Raw genomic sequence first — 17,319 nt, 5'->3', positions numbered from 1 at the left:
ATCGCCCGAGGTCAACGCCATGATCTTCATCCTCACCGGGGAGAAGCTCATGGACGCCGACGAGGACCTCGCCTTCGAGAGCCGTCGGCCCTACTCCGGCCTCGGGCGCAAACTGGACCGGCTCTCCTCGCTGATCGACAAGTCGATCCACGACATCGGCGAGTCCATGCCGGACGACCTCGCCTCGTCGTACGCCAAGGCGATGGGCATGCTCATCGACGACGGCGGCAAGAACTACCTGCGCGACTTCTCCGACCAGCTCGACAAGATCGCCGAGGGCCGCCGTAAGACCTCCATGGACATCATGGAGTCCAAGTGGCAGGTCATCGCCGAGATCATCCGGCTGCTCATCGAGATCGCCATCTATCTGGCGATGTCCTTCTTCACCGGTGGCGCCTCGGCCAGCCAGATCATGATGGCCAAGCTGCGCAGCCGCTTCTTCATCCTCACCACGCTCAGCCATCTGCTCCAGCGGCTGCACCTGGCGCCCTCGCTGACCGAGGCGTTCGCCGAGGCGTTCACCACCTTCGCCGTGCGGCTCGCGATGATGAACTTCGCTCCGGACGGCCGCCGCCCCGACTCGATCGACTGGAGCGACATCGGCAAGGCCGCCGCGTTCGGTGCGGCGGCGGGTTTCTTCACCAGCGTCTTCGAGAAGTTCGCCAAGGACATCGTCAGGAGCTTCGACGGCAACTTCCTCAAGGGCGGCCCGGATCTCGACTTCAAGAACCCTCCCAACCTGCGGGACACGCCGGACATCGACCTCAAGAACAACGGCCCGACACCCAACCCCAAGCCGGACCCCGACCTTCCCGACCCCCCGAAAGACCGCCCCGACCCGAACCCGTACGGCAACACCCCCGGCCCCACTCCCTCGCCCGGCCCGGTGCCCGTCACCTTCCGGGACGGCCCGCTCTCCTTCCGCAACAACCCCGAGCTGTGGCGCAACAGCCAGATCCTGCGCCTCAACCTGGACCGGCCGGGCGCGCTGACCGCGCACTACGCTCTCAAGGGCACGGCGGACTTCATCGCCGCCGGAGCGGGCGAGGTCGTCGCGGAGATCCTGATCAAGGGGGCCTTCGAGGGGGACTGGTCCTCCAGCTGGACCACCTTCTTCGGCGCGGGCATCAGCAGCCAGGTCGAGTCCTCCCTCATGGGCGCCGCACTGAACAGCGGCGCCGAACTCCGGCACGCCATCGACAAGTTGCGCAACCAGCCGCCGCCGACCGTTTCCAGTGGAAACGGCAACGGCAACGGCAACGGCAACGGCTCGGAGACGGGCGGCTCCGACCGCACCGAGGGGCCCTCCCGCACGGACAGCACCGGCGGCCCCGGCCCCGGCCTTTCCGCACCGCCACCGGTCGTCCAACAGACCACGGGCCAGAGCGACTTCACCGGCAGCCAGTCGCCGCCGCCCTACGTGTCACAGGACCCGCCGCCGTACGTCTCCGCCGATCCGCCCCCGTACACTCCGGGCCCGCTGCCGGTGACCGCAGCCGAGAACGCACTGTGGCAGCAGGTCCACCAAGGCCCCGCCGAGGCACGCGAGCAGGCGCTGCGGGACCTGGCCGCTCTCCGCGGCTCCCAGCCGCCGGGCGTCGTGGAGATCGGCGTACGCGACGGGGTGCAGGACCGGCTCTCGCAGCTGCCCGAGGTACGGGTGGTGCCCACCGGTGGCGGTCCCGCCGCTCAGGTGGACGCCGACGCGGTCCGCAGGGCCTTGGAAGGCTTCGGGACGCCGGTGACGGTGGATACGCCGATCCTGGGGGAGAGGCCGGGGGTGTCGCCGGGGGCCGGTACGACGACCGGTGGAATGGAGGGCCCGGTTGTATCGCCTGGGTCCGGTACGAGCGGTGGGGCGGAGAGTCCGACTGTGTCGCCTGGGTCCGGTACGACTGGTGGGGCGGAGAGCCCGGTCGTATCGCCAGGGTCCGGTACGACCGGCGGGGCGGGCAGCGTGGACTCGCCGGGTACGGACACACCGTCCGGCCCGGCGGAGCACACCGCCCCTCCCGAGGTGAACACCAGCGGTTCGCACGGCGATGCGCGCGCTCCCGGAGAGGCCAGGGGTCCCGAGGCGCGCGGGGCCGAGGGCGGCACCTCGGCCACTGCCGACGGCCCCGGCACCGGTGCGCTCCCGCTGACCGTCGTCGTCTCAGAAGGGCCGCCGCCGGTCGCCGGGTCGCCGGAGGCGGCCGAGCTGCTGGACGGCGCCGGGGTGGACCGGGCCGTGGTGCTCGGTCCGCCGACCGGCTCCGACGCGACGGGGCAGCCGGTGCGCGAAGCGGTCGAGCTGACCCGCGAAGGCACCGGTGCGCCGGTGGAGGTCCGCCCGCTCACCGGACCCGGGTCCGCCGCGACGCCCGACAGCGGGGCGAACACGGTGTTCCCGGGCGCGAACGTGCTGCTGCCGCTCGCCGACGCCCTGGGCGTGCCGCCCGTCATGCCTGCCGCTCCACCGCCCGCCGCCTCGACCACCACGTCGGCCAATCCGGGCCCCGCGTCGGCCACCTCGCCGCCGCGTTCCGTCGCGCAGGGCGGTCAGTCGTCCGGCGACCCCGGCGCGGTCGAGCCTCCGCCGGGCGAGCAGGTGCCGCAGACGCAGGAGACGCCGGACGTGTCCGCCGACACCGAGTCCGGTCCGGCCGGCCCCGAGGCCGCGCCCCGCCGCACCGAGTCCGAGCCGTACGACACCGACCTGTCCTCCGTGAAGGTGGTCTCCGGTGAACCGGGCCCCGCCACCGGCGACCTGCCGGGTCCGGACGTCAAGCCGACGCTCACCACCACAGGCTCCGCGCCCGCCCCGGACGTCAAGCCGCCGCTCACCACCACCGGCCCCATGCCCGCCCCGGACATCAAGCCGACGGTCACATCGACCTCTTCGGCGTCCTCGACCACCCGCACCGCCGTGCCCGCCGCCGCCAAGCTGGCCGCGGACGCCCGGCCCTGGTCCGAGACGGCCACCGACCTGCACCTGGAGTCCCGGCGGGACAGCGTCATGGACACCGGCGACGCCCCGGTGGCCCTGATCACCACGAGCACCACCGACAGCGACGGCGAAGGCGGCGACGGAACCACGCCGACCCCCACGACCGGGCCGTCCGTCACTACACTGGACCGGAAGAAGGTGCCCTTCAGCGAGCTCCGGCGCCTCGTGCCGCCGACGGCGCTCACTCCGCAACCCGGCGCCGCCGTGCAGACGGTGACCATCTCGCAGAGCCCGGCCGAGGACGGTACGGGGCAGAGCGCGGTTCGTGCGGCGCTGCTCGGCCAGGACACCTTCCGCGGGGTGCGCACCACCTCGGCCGAGCCCCCGCCCCCCGGGACCTCCGAGGCCCCTCCCCCTCCCCGTAAGGTCTTCACCGGCCCGCCGACCGCGCTCCCGGGCTCCGGCACCGAGCGGGGCGCCGACTACTTCGTGGGCCACGGCACGCCCCGTACCGTCACCCTCGGGACGGACAACCCCGCGTACCCCGCGGTCAAGGTCAGCGGCGTCCAGCTCGGTGAGGTGCTCAAGTCCTGGGCGCAGGACGGGGACCGGGACCGGCCGCTGGTGCTGTTCTCCTGCGAGACCGGGCAGCAGCCGAAGATCGCGGGACTCCCGGTCGCCCAGCACGTGGCGAACCGGACCGGGCGCCCGGTGTACGCGCCGACCACCGAGGCAGGCACCGCCAAGGACCGGGACGGCAACGTCACCGCGGTGCTCGGCGAAGGTCCGGACGGGCCGGGCCGATGGCGGCTGTTCACCCCGGAGCCCGCCGGAACCGAACTGGACGACCTGGCCCGCGACGCCGGACTGCACACGGGCCCGGACCCGGCCGACGCCTTCGCCCGCGCCCGTACCCTCCAGCAGCTCCGCACCCTGCGCGCAGTCCTCGGCCCGGACGCCGAACAGAAGCCGGGCAACCGGGAGTTGCTGGCGGCGCTCGCCTACGTGGACGGTCTGCGCTGGCTGGATCCGGGCACCGCGGCCCGGTACGGCGACGGCCGGATGACCCCGGACCTGCTGGACCGGATGGTCACCGACTGGCACACCGCCACCAACGGCGGGAACGTCGACCCGGCCACCGGTCCCACCCCGGGGCAGTACACCGCGTTCCTGGAAGCGGCCGCCGGGCTGCGGTCCGGTGCGACCCCCACGACCACGCTCGACCGGCTGCTGCCGCCCCCGCCGCCCGCACCGGCACCGGACACCCTGGTCTCGCGGGCCGACGTGCTGGGCCTCTCCTACGCGCGGTCCGCGCAGATCGCCTGGTCGCTGTCGGACGCCCCGCTGCCGCTGTCCGAACTGGGCCTCGGCCCCGACGACACCGCCGAGCTGGCCCGCCGCCTGCACCGCCCGGAGCCCGCGGCATCTCCCGCCCCGGCCGTCGAGCCGGACGCGCCCCTGTCCGTGTCCGAGGGAACGCCGCCCCCGGTGAACTCCCTCGACGTCAACGCGTACACGGCCCGGCACACGTACGGCATTCCGGAGAAGAATTTCAACAAGTTCCGTGGTGTGGCGCGGGACCGGAATGTGGTCGTGGATGTGCGGCCGACGAATCCGTCGGCGCCGAAGTGGCTGGATGCGGGGGCGCTGCCGAAGCCGCAGGAGATCAAGGCGAAGACGGTCTCGGATGTCGATGTTCTGCTGGGCGCCGATGCGGGGAATGTCGGGCTGGTCGGTTACTTCAAGCCGGTGTTGCCGGATCAGGGTGCGGTTCCGGTGGATGCGTGGGACCGGGTGGTGTCGCGGTTCAATCAGCGGTCCACGGAATTCCACGAGCTGGCCGGGAAGATGGCCCAGTACGAGGCCGATGGCCGCTTCGTTGTTCAGGACGGGGTGGTGTTCGGCCGCGATGACGACGGTGAACGGCGTCCGATCACGGGCGACCACGATCTGTTCGACCTTTCCTCCCCGGACGGCTCCCGGCTTTCGCATCCGGAGCACGACGCGCTGATCGAGGAGATGCGGGCCAAGGACATGGCCGTGGTGCACGGCGCGCACATGTTCTGGAATCCGCCGACGGCTTTCGACAAGTCGGTCTTCGACAAGATCGTCAGCTCCCATCAGGGCCCCGCCGGGGAACCGCTGCTCCGCTTCAGCCCCAACAGCGACCACGCCGTCCTCACCTGGACGCAGAAGCTGAAGCCCGGACAGGTCGACTCCTACACGGCCCGGCACACGTACGGAATTCCGGAGAAGAATTTCAACAAGTTCCGTGATGTGGCGCGGGACCGGAATGTGGTCGTGGATGTGCGGCCGACGAATCCGTCGGCGCCGAAGTGGCTGGATGCGGGGGCGCTGCCGAAGCCGCAGGAGATCAAGGCGAAGACGGTTTCCGAGGTCGATGTTCTGCTGGGTGCGGATGCGGGAAACATCGGGCTGGTCGGTTATTTCCAGCCGGTGTTGCCGGATCAGGGTGCGGTTCCGGTGGATGCGTGGGACCGGGTGGTGTCGCGGTTCAATCAGCGGTCCACGGAATTCCACGAGCTGGCCGGGAAGATGGCCCAGTACGAGGCCGACGGGAAGTTCACCGTTCACGACGGAATCGTGTTCGGTTTCGATGGTGAGGGCAGCCGTCGGCCGATCACCGGAGACCATGACCTGTTCGATGTGTCGTCGCCGGACGGTTCCCGGGTCTCGCCTCCGGAACATGACGCGCTGATCGAGGAGATGCGGGCCAAGGACATGGCCGTGGCGCACGGCGCGCACATGTTCTGGAATCCGCCGACCGCTTTCGACAAGTCGGTCTTCGACAAGATCGTCAGCTCCCACGAAGGCTCGTCCGGCGAACCGCTGCTCCGCTTCAGCCCCGGCAACGACCACGCCGTGCTCGTCCACCCCGAGCCCCGCCCGTCCTCCGCCCCCGCCCCGTCACCCTCTCCGTCCGGCCGCCCGGAGAGCATCGCCGAGGACGTGGACCTGTTCAGCAAGGACACCGGGGCGCCGGGCCTCGCGGACACCGTCCACGCGGACGGGCAGGCCCTCCGCAGGCTGCGTACCCGGGCCGACGGGGACTGCCTCTTCCGGTCGCTCCTCGACACCGCGCGCAGCCACGACGTTCCGCCCGCCTGGGCCGCGCGCAACGTCGCCGGCCTCCGCAGCCTGCTCCGCGACCGGCTCACCGGCTCCGAACTGCTGGCCCCGGACGTCGAGGCCACCCCGGACCCGGTGCTCGCCGTCGTCGACGACCTGCGGATGACCGCCCTGGCCGGGGTGCGGAACCCGGAGGCGCGGGAGCGGATCGGTCAGCGCTGGGACCGGATCGAACAGGCCGTCGTCACCGACGGCGACGGACGTCGGTGGCGGCGCATCCTCCGGGACAGCGGCTACCCCCACCTCGCCGATGTGGCGCCCACCCCCGCCGACGCCCGGCGCCTCGGCACCGACGGGCTGATCCTCGCGGCCGCCGAGCTGCCGGCCCTGTGGTCCTCGCCCTTCGCCGACGCGCTCCCGCTCGCGCTGGCGCACACCCTCGACATCGAGCTGCGGCTCGTCCGGCCCGACGCGTCGGCCCCGGCGGGCACCTCCGTCACCCCGCTCAACCCGGGCGGCCACGGCGGCGTCCTGCACCTCGCCTACAACGGCTCCGACCACTACGACGCCCTGGTCCCGGGCGCAGCCGCGCCCGCCCCCACCCCGACTCCCGCCCCCGCCACCCAGGACCCGGCCGGCACCGATGTCTTCGGCGAGTGGCTGCGGAGCATGGGCGGGGTCACCGACCTGGACGCGCCGGCCGAGGAGACCCCGGACCGGGGCGACCCCGTACCGCTGGAGACCCAGCTGGAGCGGCACCGCCCGGCACGGCTGCTGACCGGTGAGGACGCCCGGCCGCCGGGCCCCGCCCCGCGCACCGTCACCTTCGACGACGGCAGCCGGCTGCCCACCGTCCTGATCAGCCCGGACGCCGATCCGGACGACGACTCCTCCGGCCCGGGCACCCGGACCGGTGGAACACCCGGGCCCGGGCTCCTCAACGGCCTGGGCGTCCTCACCCTGCGTTCGCCCGAGCAGGTCGCCAAGGAGGTCTTCGACCAGCTGCCCAAGAAGCTCCGGGCCCAGTTCGACGAGGCGGAGCTGCTGCGCCTGCTCAAGGACCAGCCCGGCGCGTTCACCGCCCCGCGCGGCGCCCGCTTCGTGGGCCGGGAGAAGTCCGGCGTCGGCCACGAGATGGTCGTCGAGGCCGTCCCGTACCACCGCTGGGAGCGGTTCTCCGAGCCCGGCGGCGCCACCGTCCGGCTGGACACCATGCGGCGCGGCCAGGCAGGTACGGGCGGCGGACGCAGCGTCGGTACCGGACGCCGGGTCGCCGCCGCGCTGGGCATGGGACCGCCGCTCAACTGGATGCTGAAGATCGGCGTCTCGCTGGGCTGGACCCGTAAGACCGACTACACCCAGGGCACCCAGGCGTACCACCAGAGCGAGTACCGGGCCTGGGAGGGTTCCCACCTGCATCTGGACGACGTCCACTACCGGGTGCGCGTCGAGCGGGTCACCGAGGCCCCGAAGACCCCCGCGCCGACGCCCCCCGGCCCCGGCACCGCGCCCCCTGCCGCCCCTCGTTGGCAGCGCAGCCAGGTGCACTCCGCCGGCTTCGCCATGCGGGACGGGCTGAGCTGGCGGCTGCCGGACGACCTCACCGTGCCCTTCAAGGGGCCGAAGCGGGCGCCGGAGACGCTCACCTTCCCGGACGGGGCCGACCCCCGGATCACCGACACGACGGCCCTCCACCTGACGGACCCGCCGGAGGACGTGGCGCTCGCCATCTCCGGTGCCAAGCCCGGCAGTTCGGCCCACCGCACCCTGGTCTCCTACGTCCGCCCGGGACGGCTGCTCGGCCTCTTCGGGCGGTTCGCCGGACCCGTCAGCGGACCCGAGCTGACCCGGGGCAGCGGGCAGCACCCGCTGGGCCATCTGATCGTGGAGCGGTCGATCCCGCACCGGGCCACCCTGGTCACGGAGTCGGTCAAGGCGGAGGTCCGCGACCTCGCCCAGACCACGTACCAGAACCAGCGCGCCCACGTACGCGACACCCGCCTCGGGGTCCAGGTCACCGCCGGGCCGAACTACACCCTCATCGGCCCCGAGACCGACGTACGCCTCCAGGGCGGGCCCCTGGTCCGTACCGACCTCAGCGCGGGCCGGGGCCACTACCTCGGCTCCGACGCCGCCCGCAAGGTGACCGGCCGCGTCCGCAACCACCCGATGGCCCTGTACCGGGTGGAGCGCACCCTGATGGTGCGCAAGGCCGGCCAGCCGGCCTCCGCCGCGCAGCCGGTCCGGGTGGTCAGCCTCGACTGGTACTCCACCCAGGACGCCCGCCGCCTCGCGGGCTGGGACAGCCGTACGCCCGGAGCGACCGGCCCGAACCCGGACGCCGAGCCGCCGGTGCCGTGGTACCTCACCCGTCAGGACCCCGTGCACCTGGGCGGGCAGGTCCGTGCCGAGGGCTTCGTGCCGGACCGGCGGCCCGCCGCCCAGCCCGCCCCGGCCACCACGACGACGGCCGCTGCGCCCGCCCCTGCGCCCGCCCCTCAGGACCCCCTGAAGGCCTTCGCCGACACGGTCCTGGACACGCTCCACCGCGCGTACCCGTCGCTCTTCGTCCCGCCGTTGGTGCTGCGCCATCCCCACCTGGCCAAGCTCTGGTACGGGGACGGGCGCATGCGGACCGCCCTGCACAACGAGCGCCAGGTGCGCGAGGCGCTGAACCGGCCGAGCCTCGCGCAGAGCCTGGACGACCTGACCACCACCGGAGTGCCCGTCACCCTCACCGAGGACGGCAAGGTCCGCCGGGGCCACCACACGCTCATCCTGCGCGCCCGCCTCACCGACCGGCAGTTCGAGACCACCCTGAGCGAACGCTCGCTGCGCAACGCGGTGATCGGCACCGAGATCTCCGGCCAGGGACAGCAGGAGTCCACCACCCTCTCCGCCGGTGTCGAGCTCGGCATCTCGCCGCGCGACCACGACAAGGACCCGGAAGCCGGGGTGCCCCGCCAGGCGGGCAACGTCTCCCTGGGCGCCCGCTACGCGCAGACGCGGACCCGCGCCACCAAGAACACCGTCGCGGTCGCCCACGACCAGCTGACCTTCCAGAACGGCGCCGATCTCTACAGCTACCAGGTGGAGTTGGGCGCCACCTTCGAGGGGCACCGCCGTCCGCGCGGCTGGACCCGGCTGGTCTCGGTGGGGCTGCTCGGCGCGGGCGTCTTCGTCAGCAAGGTCGGAGAGCGTTCGCTGTTCACCCGGGGGACCGAGACCGTGGGCCGGGTGGAGCTCGCCGTCCCCGCCGCCCACGGCTCCGACCGCCACGCCCCCGCCGACCCGCCGGCCACCGGACCCGCACCCACCCCCGTACCGCGTCCGCTCGCCTCCACCGAGGCGGACCAGCTCCTCGACGGAACACGGCCCCTGCCCCGGACCAACGCGGCCGACCGCCAGCTCGTGAACAAGCTGCTCAGCGCCCCGCACGTGGTCCTCAGCACCGAGGGCGGCGAGCAGCGGCAGCGGCTCGTCCAGGGCACCGCCGACCGCGCCACCGGCACCTCCTGGCACGTCAGCGCGCCCGGCACCCCGATCCGCACCGCCCTGCGCCGGGCCATGGCCGACCTCGGCGTCGCCGGGCAACTCGGCCAGTATCTCGGCCCGTTCGGCTCCCGCATCACCGGGCTCACCGGCGCGGGCCCCTTCTCGACCCACTACCTCAAGGCGGCGGTCCGGGGCGAACTCGACAACGTACGCGTCAAGAGCGACCCCAAGCCGGGCAGCCTGGAAGCGACGATCGGCAACGAGCACCGCGTCGCCGGGACCTCCGGCACCGGGACCCGGACCACTCTCGGGCTCCAGGGCGCGGTGACACCGTTGCAGCAGGCGCCCGGCCAACCGGCCGTGGTGGGTGCGTACTCGACCGCCCTCCAGTACGCCTGGGGCAAGGGCCGCAGCATCTCCCAGACCCTCACCCGGGGCCGCAACACCACCCTCAGCTACGCCGGGCGGATGTACCTGGTGGTGGCCGACGCCACCGAGACCGTGGCCGTACGGGACCGCTGGACGGCCGCGATGGGGGCGGTCGGCACCCGGGCCGGAGGCGGGATCAGCTCCGCCGCCGGGCGGATCTCGGAGCGGCTCGGGCGCGGCCTCACCCCGCGCCGGGCCGCCGCCGCGCTCCAGCGCGTCCGCGACGCGGTGATGTTCCACCTGCCGATGCAGGACGCGATCGAGGCCGGGCTCGCCCCCGACGGCCTCGGCACCCGCACACCGGCCAACCTCGGCGGCGGCTACCGCCTGCCCCCCTTCCTCCGCCGCCGCCACTTCCCGTCCCACCCCAGCGGCCAGCTCGACGCGAGCCGGGCGGCACAGCAGCTGATGGGTCAGCTGGAGCGGATGGGCGTGCCCTCGCACGACCGGGAACAGGTGCTCCAGCGCCTTTCTCCGGACTTCCTCCGCTCCCATGTGCACGAGCTGACCACCGACGGAATGGCCCTGCCGGTCCGCTACCGCACCTGGACGAGCCCGCACCACCTGCCGGTCGGCGGCAGCCCCGGCCAGCTGAAGCTGACCCTCACACCGGTCACCACCACCGTGGAGCGGCTGCGTACCGGCTACGAGCTGGAGGACTACCGCACCACCGCCCGCGACGACGTCGAGGGCCGGTCCCAGGACCGCGGCGCCGATGTGACGCTCAGCGCGAGCGAACGCGCCGCCGGCAGCGGCGTGCTGGTCGCCAACCCGGCGCTCCAGGGCACGGCGGCCAAGCAGCGGTCCAGCAACGTGACCGAGGCGGTCGGCAGCACCACGATGCCCAACATCGCCACCACCCAGGCGCACGCCGAGATCGTGACCACGTACACCCTGACGGCCACTTTGGTGGACGCTTCCGGGCAGCCCCTGGGCCCCACCGCCACCGCCCCCGTCGGCTCCCTCAACGAGATCCTCCCGGCCAGCCTGCTCACCCCGGACGGTGAGGGTACGGACGGTGCGCTCACCGAGCAGGATGTGCCCGAACCCGACCATGCGGTAAGGATTTTGACGGCTGATCAGGCCCGCCCGGAAGGCATCGCCCGGTGGCGGACCACGGACGGGGAGAGCGGCGAGACCGACCCGGACATCCTGCCCTTCGACGATGTGATCGGCTCCGGCATCCTCGCCGTGGACATCCTCGGCTCGGCCAACGTCCAGGACGCCCTGACCCTCGCCACCGCCCGCGCCGACGGCTTCCCCGGTGACACGGACCTCGGCAAGCGCCATACGGGCACCACGCTCACCGAACGCGTACGGATGGCCCGCCACACCCCGCTCACCGCCCTCGGCACCGCCCCGGCCCAGGCCCAGCAGGAGGCCACCTCCCAGGTCGGTCTGACCGCCGGCTTCCGGGAGGCGCTCCGCCCCGGCGGCTCGCCGCTGCCCACCCAGTCCTCCGCCCGCCTCCTCGGCCAGTCCCACACCGCCGACTCCCGCCTCTTCGCCAAGATGCACCGCACCGGCGCCCGGCTGCTCGCCGTGGAGAACAAGCCGCGAATGGAGGCCATGCAGCGGCGCAAGACCGGCGACGCGCTGGAAGCGGGCATCACCGACAACGTCGAGGGCGCGGTCAGTACGTCGCCGCTGGCGGGCAACAGCAACGCGGGCGTGACCAACCCCGGCGCCACGGTCCCGATCGGCGGTACCAACGACTCCACCGCGCTCAAGAGCGCCACCGACACCACCCTCGGCACGCACGTCAAGGTGCTGACCGACCGCAGCATGCTCTTCGCGGTCCCCGTCAGCTGGCTGTCGGTGGCCGAGGTCGACCACCGGGTCACCGACTCCCGCCCGATGCAAGCCCTTGGCAAGCCCAAGCGCGGTCCCCGAGCCGTCGAGGCCGAGACCACCGCCCTGGTCTGGCTCCGCGAGGACATCGCCCGCGACTACGGCCTGCTGGACGACACCACCTTCCCCGACGAGGCGCGCACGGCCTGGGACGACCAGGCCAAGGCGGCGGCCGACCTCGCCACCGCCGAGAAGAACTACTACGACGCCCGCGCGAAGACCCGGGAGACCTGGCTCGACCTGAGCGCCGAGGAGCAGGCCGCGCTGGGGGACGACGACCGGGCCACGGTTCTGCCCCGGGCCGTCGCCGCGTCCCCGGCCGTCACCGCCTGGCAGACGGCCCGCGAAGAGGTACGCCGCTGGGAGCAGCGCCTCGACGCCGCCGCCAAGGACCACCACCGCCTCCACCTGGCCGCAGCACGCCTCACCGCCCACCACCAGGGTTCAAGCTCGGTGCCGGTGAAGGACGTGCCGCAGGAGTACACCGCGCCCGACTGGCGCTCCGAGGCGCCGGAGCCGTACCAGGTGACCGCCGCCACCGACTCCGCCCCGCGCACCCTCACCTCGCCGGACGGGCGCACGGTGCACGAGGTCCACGAAGTGCCGCACGACGGGGCCTCGTTCTTCCACGCGCTGCTCGCGACGGCCCAGGACCAGGGCAAGCTGGCCTTCCTGCTCGACGCGGACCTCGCCGACCGGTTCGCGGCGGCCCCCGGTGACCCGGCGCTCACCGCCCGGGCCGTCGACGCCGTGCGCGACCGGCTCGCCTGGGCGCTGGCCGACAACGGCAACGAGGATCTCCTCGACGGCCTGGCCCTGGACGCGGCGGACACCTTCACCCAGGCTGAACTGGACTACGCGGAAATCGATCTGACGGCCGCTCAGCAGGCGGAGTTCGACGCGTTCGGGCGGCTCCCGCAGACCGTCTGGCCGAGCCCGGAGCAACGGGTGGCGCTGGCCACGGCGGCCCTGTACCGCCCGTTCACGGCCGAGCCCGCGGCGAACCCGGACGCCGGGGACCCGGCCCCGCCCGAGCGCCGGGCGGGCGACCACGGCGGCGCCGACGTGCTGCCCGCACTCGCGGCCCGGATCCTGGGCGCGCCGGTGACGGTGGTGACGGGGGAGGGGCGGCCGCAGATGTTCCTCCCGCACGGCGCCGACCCGGCGACGGCCGACCCGGCTTCGGGCCCGGTGCTCTTCGCCGCGGACGGCTTCTTCTCCGCCGCGCTGACGCCCGGCACGGTACCGCCTTTCACCACCGCGCTGCCCGCCCCGCCGACCACCACGACCGCGACCACCAAGGGTACGGAGACCGCCCCGAAGCCGCCCGCCCACCGCAGCCACGCCACCCCGCCCTGGCTGCCGCCCGCCGACACCACCGGCCCGCGCTACCGCCTGAACCGCGACGGCGTCCTCACCGCACCCGACGGCGCCACCTACACCCAGGGCGCCCCGGCGGGCCGGGGCAACGGCTTCTTCGGCGCGCTCTCCACGGCCCTTCGCCACGCGGCCGAGCAGCCCGGCCGCGACCCGCGGGCGGCGGCCCGGCTCCGGATCCGCGCCGCGGCGTCGCCCGCCCAGCTGATGCGGCTGAACGGGCTCCCCGGCGAACGGGCGGAACGCGACACCTTGTTCTCGCCCCCGGCGCCCGGAGACCGTAAGGGCACCCCCGCCCCGAGCCAGGACGCTCTCGACGGCCGGCTGCGCCGCCACCTGACCAACGCCCCCTGGGGCCCGGACGCCGACCGTGCGGTGGCCGAGTGGGCCGCGAAGGCGACCGGCTCCACCGTCACCCTGATCGAGGAGAACGGCACCGCCCACACCTATGCCGGTCCCTCCGCCGACACGCCGGTCCTCCGACTCCGACGCCGGGGCGGGGACTTCGTACCGCTGCTCCTCCGGACGCCGGCCCCGGCGCCCGCACCGAAGGCCTCGGCCCCGGAGCCGAAGACGCCGGAGCCGAAGGCGCCGGAGACGGCCGTCACCGGCGAGGGTCCCGGGCTGCCGGGCGAGGAAGTGGCGTACGAACTCAGCACGCTGTCCGGCGCGGAGCCCCAGCCGCAGCCCCACGACACCACCGACCCCGACAGCGATTCCGACTCCGACTCCGAGGAGGACGAGAACGGCACCCTGATCTGGGCCGACCCCGAGTGGCTGACGGCCGTGTTCGGCCCGCAGTGGAGCAGGGCCCCCCGCGCCCGGCTCCGGGAGACCTCCGAAGCCCTCTACGAGCTGGTCGAGGAGGCGGCGGCCGGCCGGCCGACCCGCGACGGGCTGGCCGACCTCGTGCGACACGTCCTGCACCTGCCGACCCGGGCCCGGGTGAGCAACCAGGACGTCCTGGATCTGGGAGCGCTGGCGCTGGAGGCGTCCTCGGACGACCTGGCGAGCGCCGAGGACCTCGCCCTGTACTTCGTCGACCGGCAGATCGAGACCCGGCGGGACGCCCTCGCCGAGGAGACCCTGCTGCGTACGGCGGACGGTACTCCGGCGGGACGGAACTTCACCGGGTCGGACCGTGGCCTTCCGGCGCCGGATTCCTACTTCGCCGAGCGGTCCGGGCGCGCGGCCGAGCAGAACCCGGCCTGGCGGAATCCGTACCTGTTCGTGGCCGGGACGGCGGAGGGCGGCGGCGTCCAGATCGTCACGCCGTGGCGTACCTTCGTGGTCCGCGACGCCGAGGAGATGGCCCGGATCATCTCGTACGACTCGCGGCGGCCGGGCGGCGCGGACATCGTCCTCGCCCTGCCCCCGGCGTTCGCCGCACAGGTCGCGAACCTGGTCGCCGGCACGACGGCCCGCCCGGTCTGGTACCCGCTGGGACCGGCCGAGGTCGCCACCCACCCCACCACCGGAGCCGCCCACCTCGTGGTGCACCGCAGGGCCGGAGAGACCGGGCCGGACTGGACCACGCCTCCACCGCCGCAGGAGCCCGGCCTGCCCGGCGCCCGCGACGACAGCGACAGCGACGACGGCCGTGGCAGCGACGCCCGGAGCGACAGCGGCTCCACCAGCGACGGCGACGCGGAGTTCGACCGGCTCGCCGACCAGGCCCAGCACGAGCACCGGATCGACGCCCTGCGCCCCCGCCCTCTGAGCACTCGCGACTACCAGGTCATCGACGACAGCGGTACCGGAGTGCTGTTCACCGAGCCCGGGCCCCGGACCGTCGGCCCGGTGACCGTCGGCGAAGTCCGTACGGAGGAGAGGGCCGAGGGCCCCGCGCTGGTCCTGCCCCACCACACGCCGGAGACCGTCACCGCCGCCGACCGGCCGCCGCTGCACATCTCCGCGGACCGGACGGTCGCGCTGCACTCGGCCGGGGACGACACCACCGGCCGGGGCCGCCAGGTGTACGCCACCCGGGCGGCGATCGAGCGTTCTTCGGCCCGGCTGGCCGCCGCCGGAGCCGGAGTACGGCTGGAGGCCGACCCTTCGGTACGTGTGATGCTCGACCAGGAGGACGGCACGTCCGGCGAACCGCTGTTCCGGGTGGAGCCCCGGTTCCTCACCGCTTCCGGCGCCTCCGAGCACGCCTTCACCCGCGACTTCGCCCGGATGGTCGCCGGAACGGATGCCGCGCCGCTCTCCCATCTCGCCTTCCGCGGTCCCGACGGCACGGTGGCCACGGCCCCGGTCAACGGACTGCACGGCCGGGAGGTCACCGGTACCCACCACCTGGCCCAGGCACTGACGGAGGTCGCCGACGGCACCCGTACCGTCACCGACGTCACCCCGGACTGGGCCGTCCGGCAGACAGGCCGGGACCCGCGCTTCACCGGCGGAGTCGTCGGCGCGCCCACCCCGGGCGAGGCGTACGGCCAGGCCCTCAGCCACACTCAGGACAACGCGCTGCGCGGGCCGCTGACCCGGGCCGCCGCCCGTGCCGGGGTCAACGAGTTCGCCTGGGCGGAGGTCGGCGAGGGCTATCTGATCCAGTCGGTCAGCACCACCAACGACGGCGGCGCCCAGCTCTTCACGCACAACCACGCCAAGCCCGGCGACCCGGTCGGCCCGCACGCCCCGTACCACTTCGCGCAGGTGGTGCTGTCCAGCGAGGACGGCACCCACCAGATCACCCTGGAGAACGCGACCCACTCCCGCACCGAGGTCCCGGCGGACCAGCTCGACGCGGTCGTCGACGACAACCTCGACCGCTACGACGAGGACCAGCTGAACGGACTGGCACGGGAGACGGACGACCGCGCCGAGGCGGCCCGGCGCGACGGAGCGGACCCGGCGGAGATCGCCCGGCTGGAAGGTTTCGCGCGCGCGGCCCGAGCACTGGCGGCCGTCCACGAGGCCGAGCACGTCCGCTGGTACTTCACCGAGGACCGCCCCGAACACGCCCTGGCCCAGCGTGAGGTGGACCAGGCCCGTGCCCGCGCCCGGGACGCCGTACGGTCGGCCGCACCGGTCCTGCACGACCAGGACCAGTGGTACTTCCGGGCCTACAGCAAGCGCCCCGGCGAGTCGGCTCACGCCGTCAACGCGGCGCTGCTGTCGGACCGTTCACCCGCCGTGTCCAACCCGCTCACCACCGTCGCGCTGCACGGCCACGCGCTGCGCCCGGACCGGCGGACCGTACGCTTCGCCGAGCAGCAGCACACCCTGTCGCCGGACGCGGACGAGAACCTGGACGCCCTGGCCCTGTACCTGGCCCGCACCGGCCTGTGGAACAGCGCCAACGGCCTGCCCCTGCCCACGGTCACCGTCACCGGACACGGCAACCGCTCCCGGACCAGCGGTCAGAAGCGGGCCGACGCGGTCGGCAGGGCGCTCGGGGACCGGCTGGCCCGGCTGCTGAGGACGTTCCAGGAGGGCGCCCCCGGCCCGCACGTCCGGCTCTCCGACTTCACGCTCACCCTGGACGCCCAGCGGGTCCGCCGCGCCACCGACCCGGACCGGGGACGGGTGGTGACCGTCGACATCGACGACCACCGGCAGACGTCCCCACCGGCGTCCGGCCGCCCCGCACCCGCCGGGGAGCCGCTCCGTACCGAGCCGCCCGCCCTGCCCCGCCCGGCCGGCGGACCCGCCCCGGAGGTGTCGCCGTCCGTCGGTACGGACCCGGCCACCACCGGGTCCCGCACCTCCTCCGCCGACCGGGACCCGTCCCGTCCGGGCCGCCGGTCCGCGACACCCAGCCCCGACCGTGGCGCACCGGTGCCCGCGTGGGTCCGGGCCCGCATCCGGTACGCCGAGGAGTCCGTCGCCTTCGAGCGCCGCTTGGCCGAACACCTCGCCGAGAACGAGGCGGTGACCGAGGAATTCCGGAAGATGGCGCGCGCCGCGTGGGACCGGGTGCGGCAGCAGTACCCACCGCGCGTCCTCGCCACCTTCGGCAGCGACAACCCGAGCATGCCCGGGACGGTCGGAACCAGCAGGCCCGCCCTCCAGCAGGTGCTGCGGACCGGCAACCTGAGGGAGCTGGTGACCTTCCTGTTCCAGGGCATCTCCAGCGACCTGGTGCCGGAGACGCTGGGTGGCAGGGAGGAACCGAACCCGGAGATCGAACAGGAGCG

The 17,319-nt window shown here is 73.8% G+C and carries 1 protein-coding gene (running past one end of the window); it reads left to right on the top strand.

Annotated features, from left to right (window positions below):
* Positions 1-19: 19 nt before the first annotated feature.
* Positions 20-17,319: the 5' portion of a lonely Cys domain-containing protein gene (locus ABZ267_RS24430; RefSeq protein ID WP_356749241.1), read on the top strand. Its footprint extends 13,027 nt past the window's final position; 17,300 of the gene's 30,327 nt are visible here — the first part of the coding sequence; it begins with the start codon at positions 20-22; its stop codon lies beyond the right edge, outside the window.

This window comes from Streptomyces sp. NPDC006174 (assembly GCF_040614075.1).
Taxonomy (GTDB): domain Bacteria; phylum Actinomycetota; class Actinomycetes; order Streptomycetales; family Streptomycetaceae; genus Streptomyces.
This window is presented reverse-complemented; position numbering and strand designations above follow the sequence as displayed.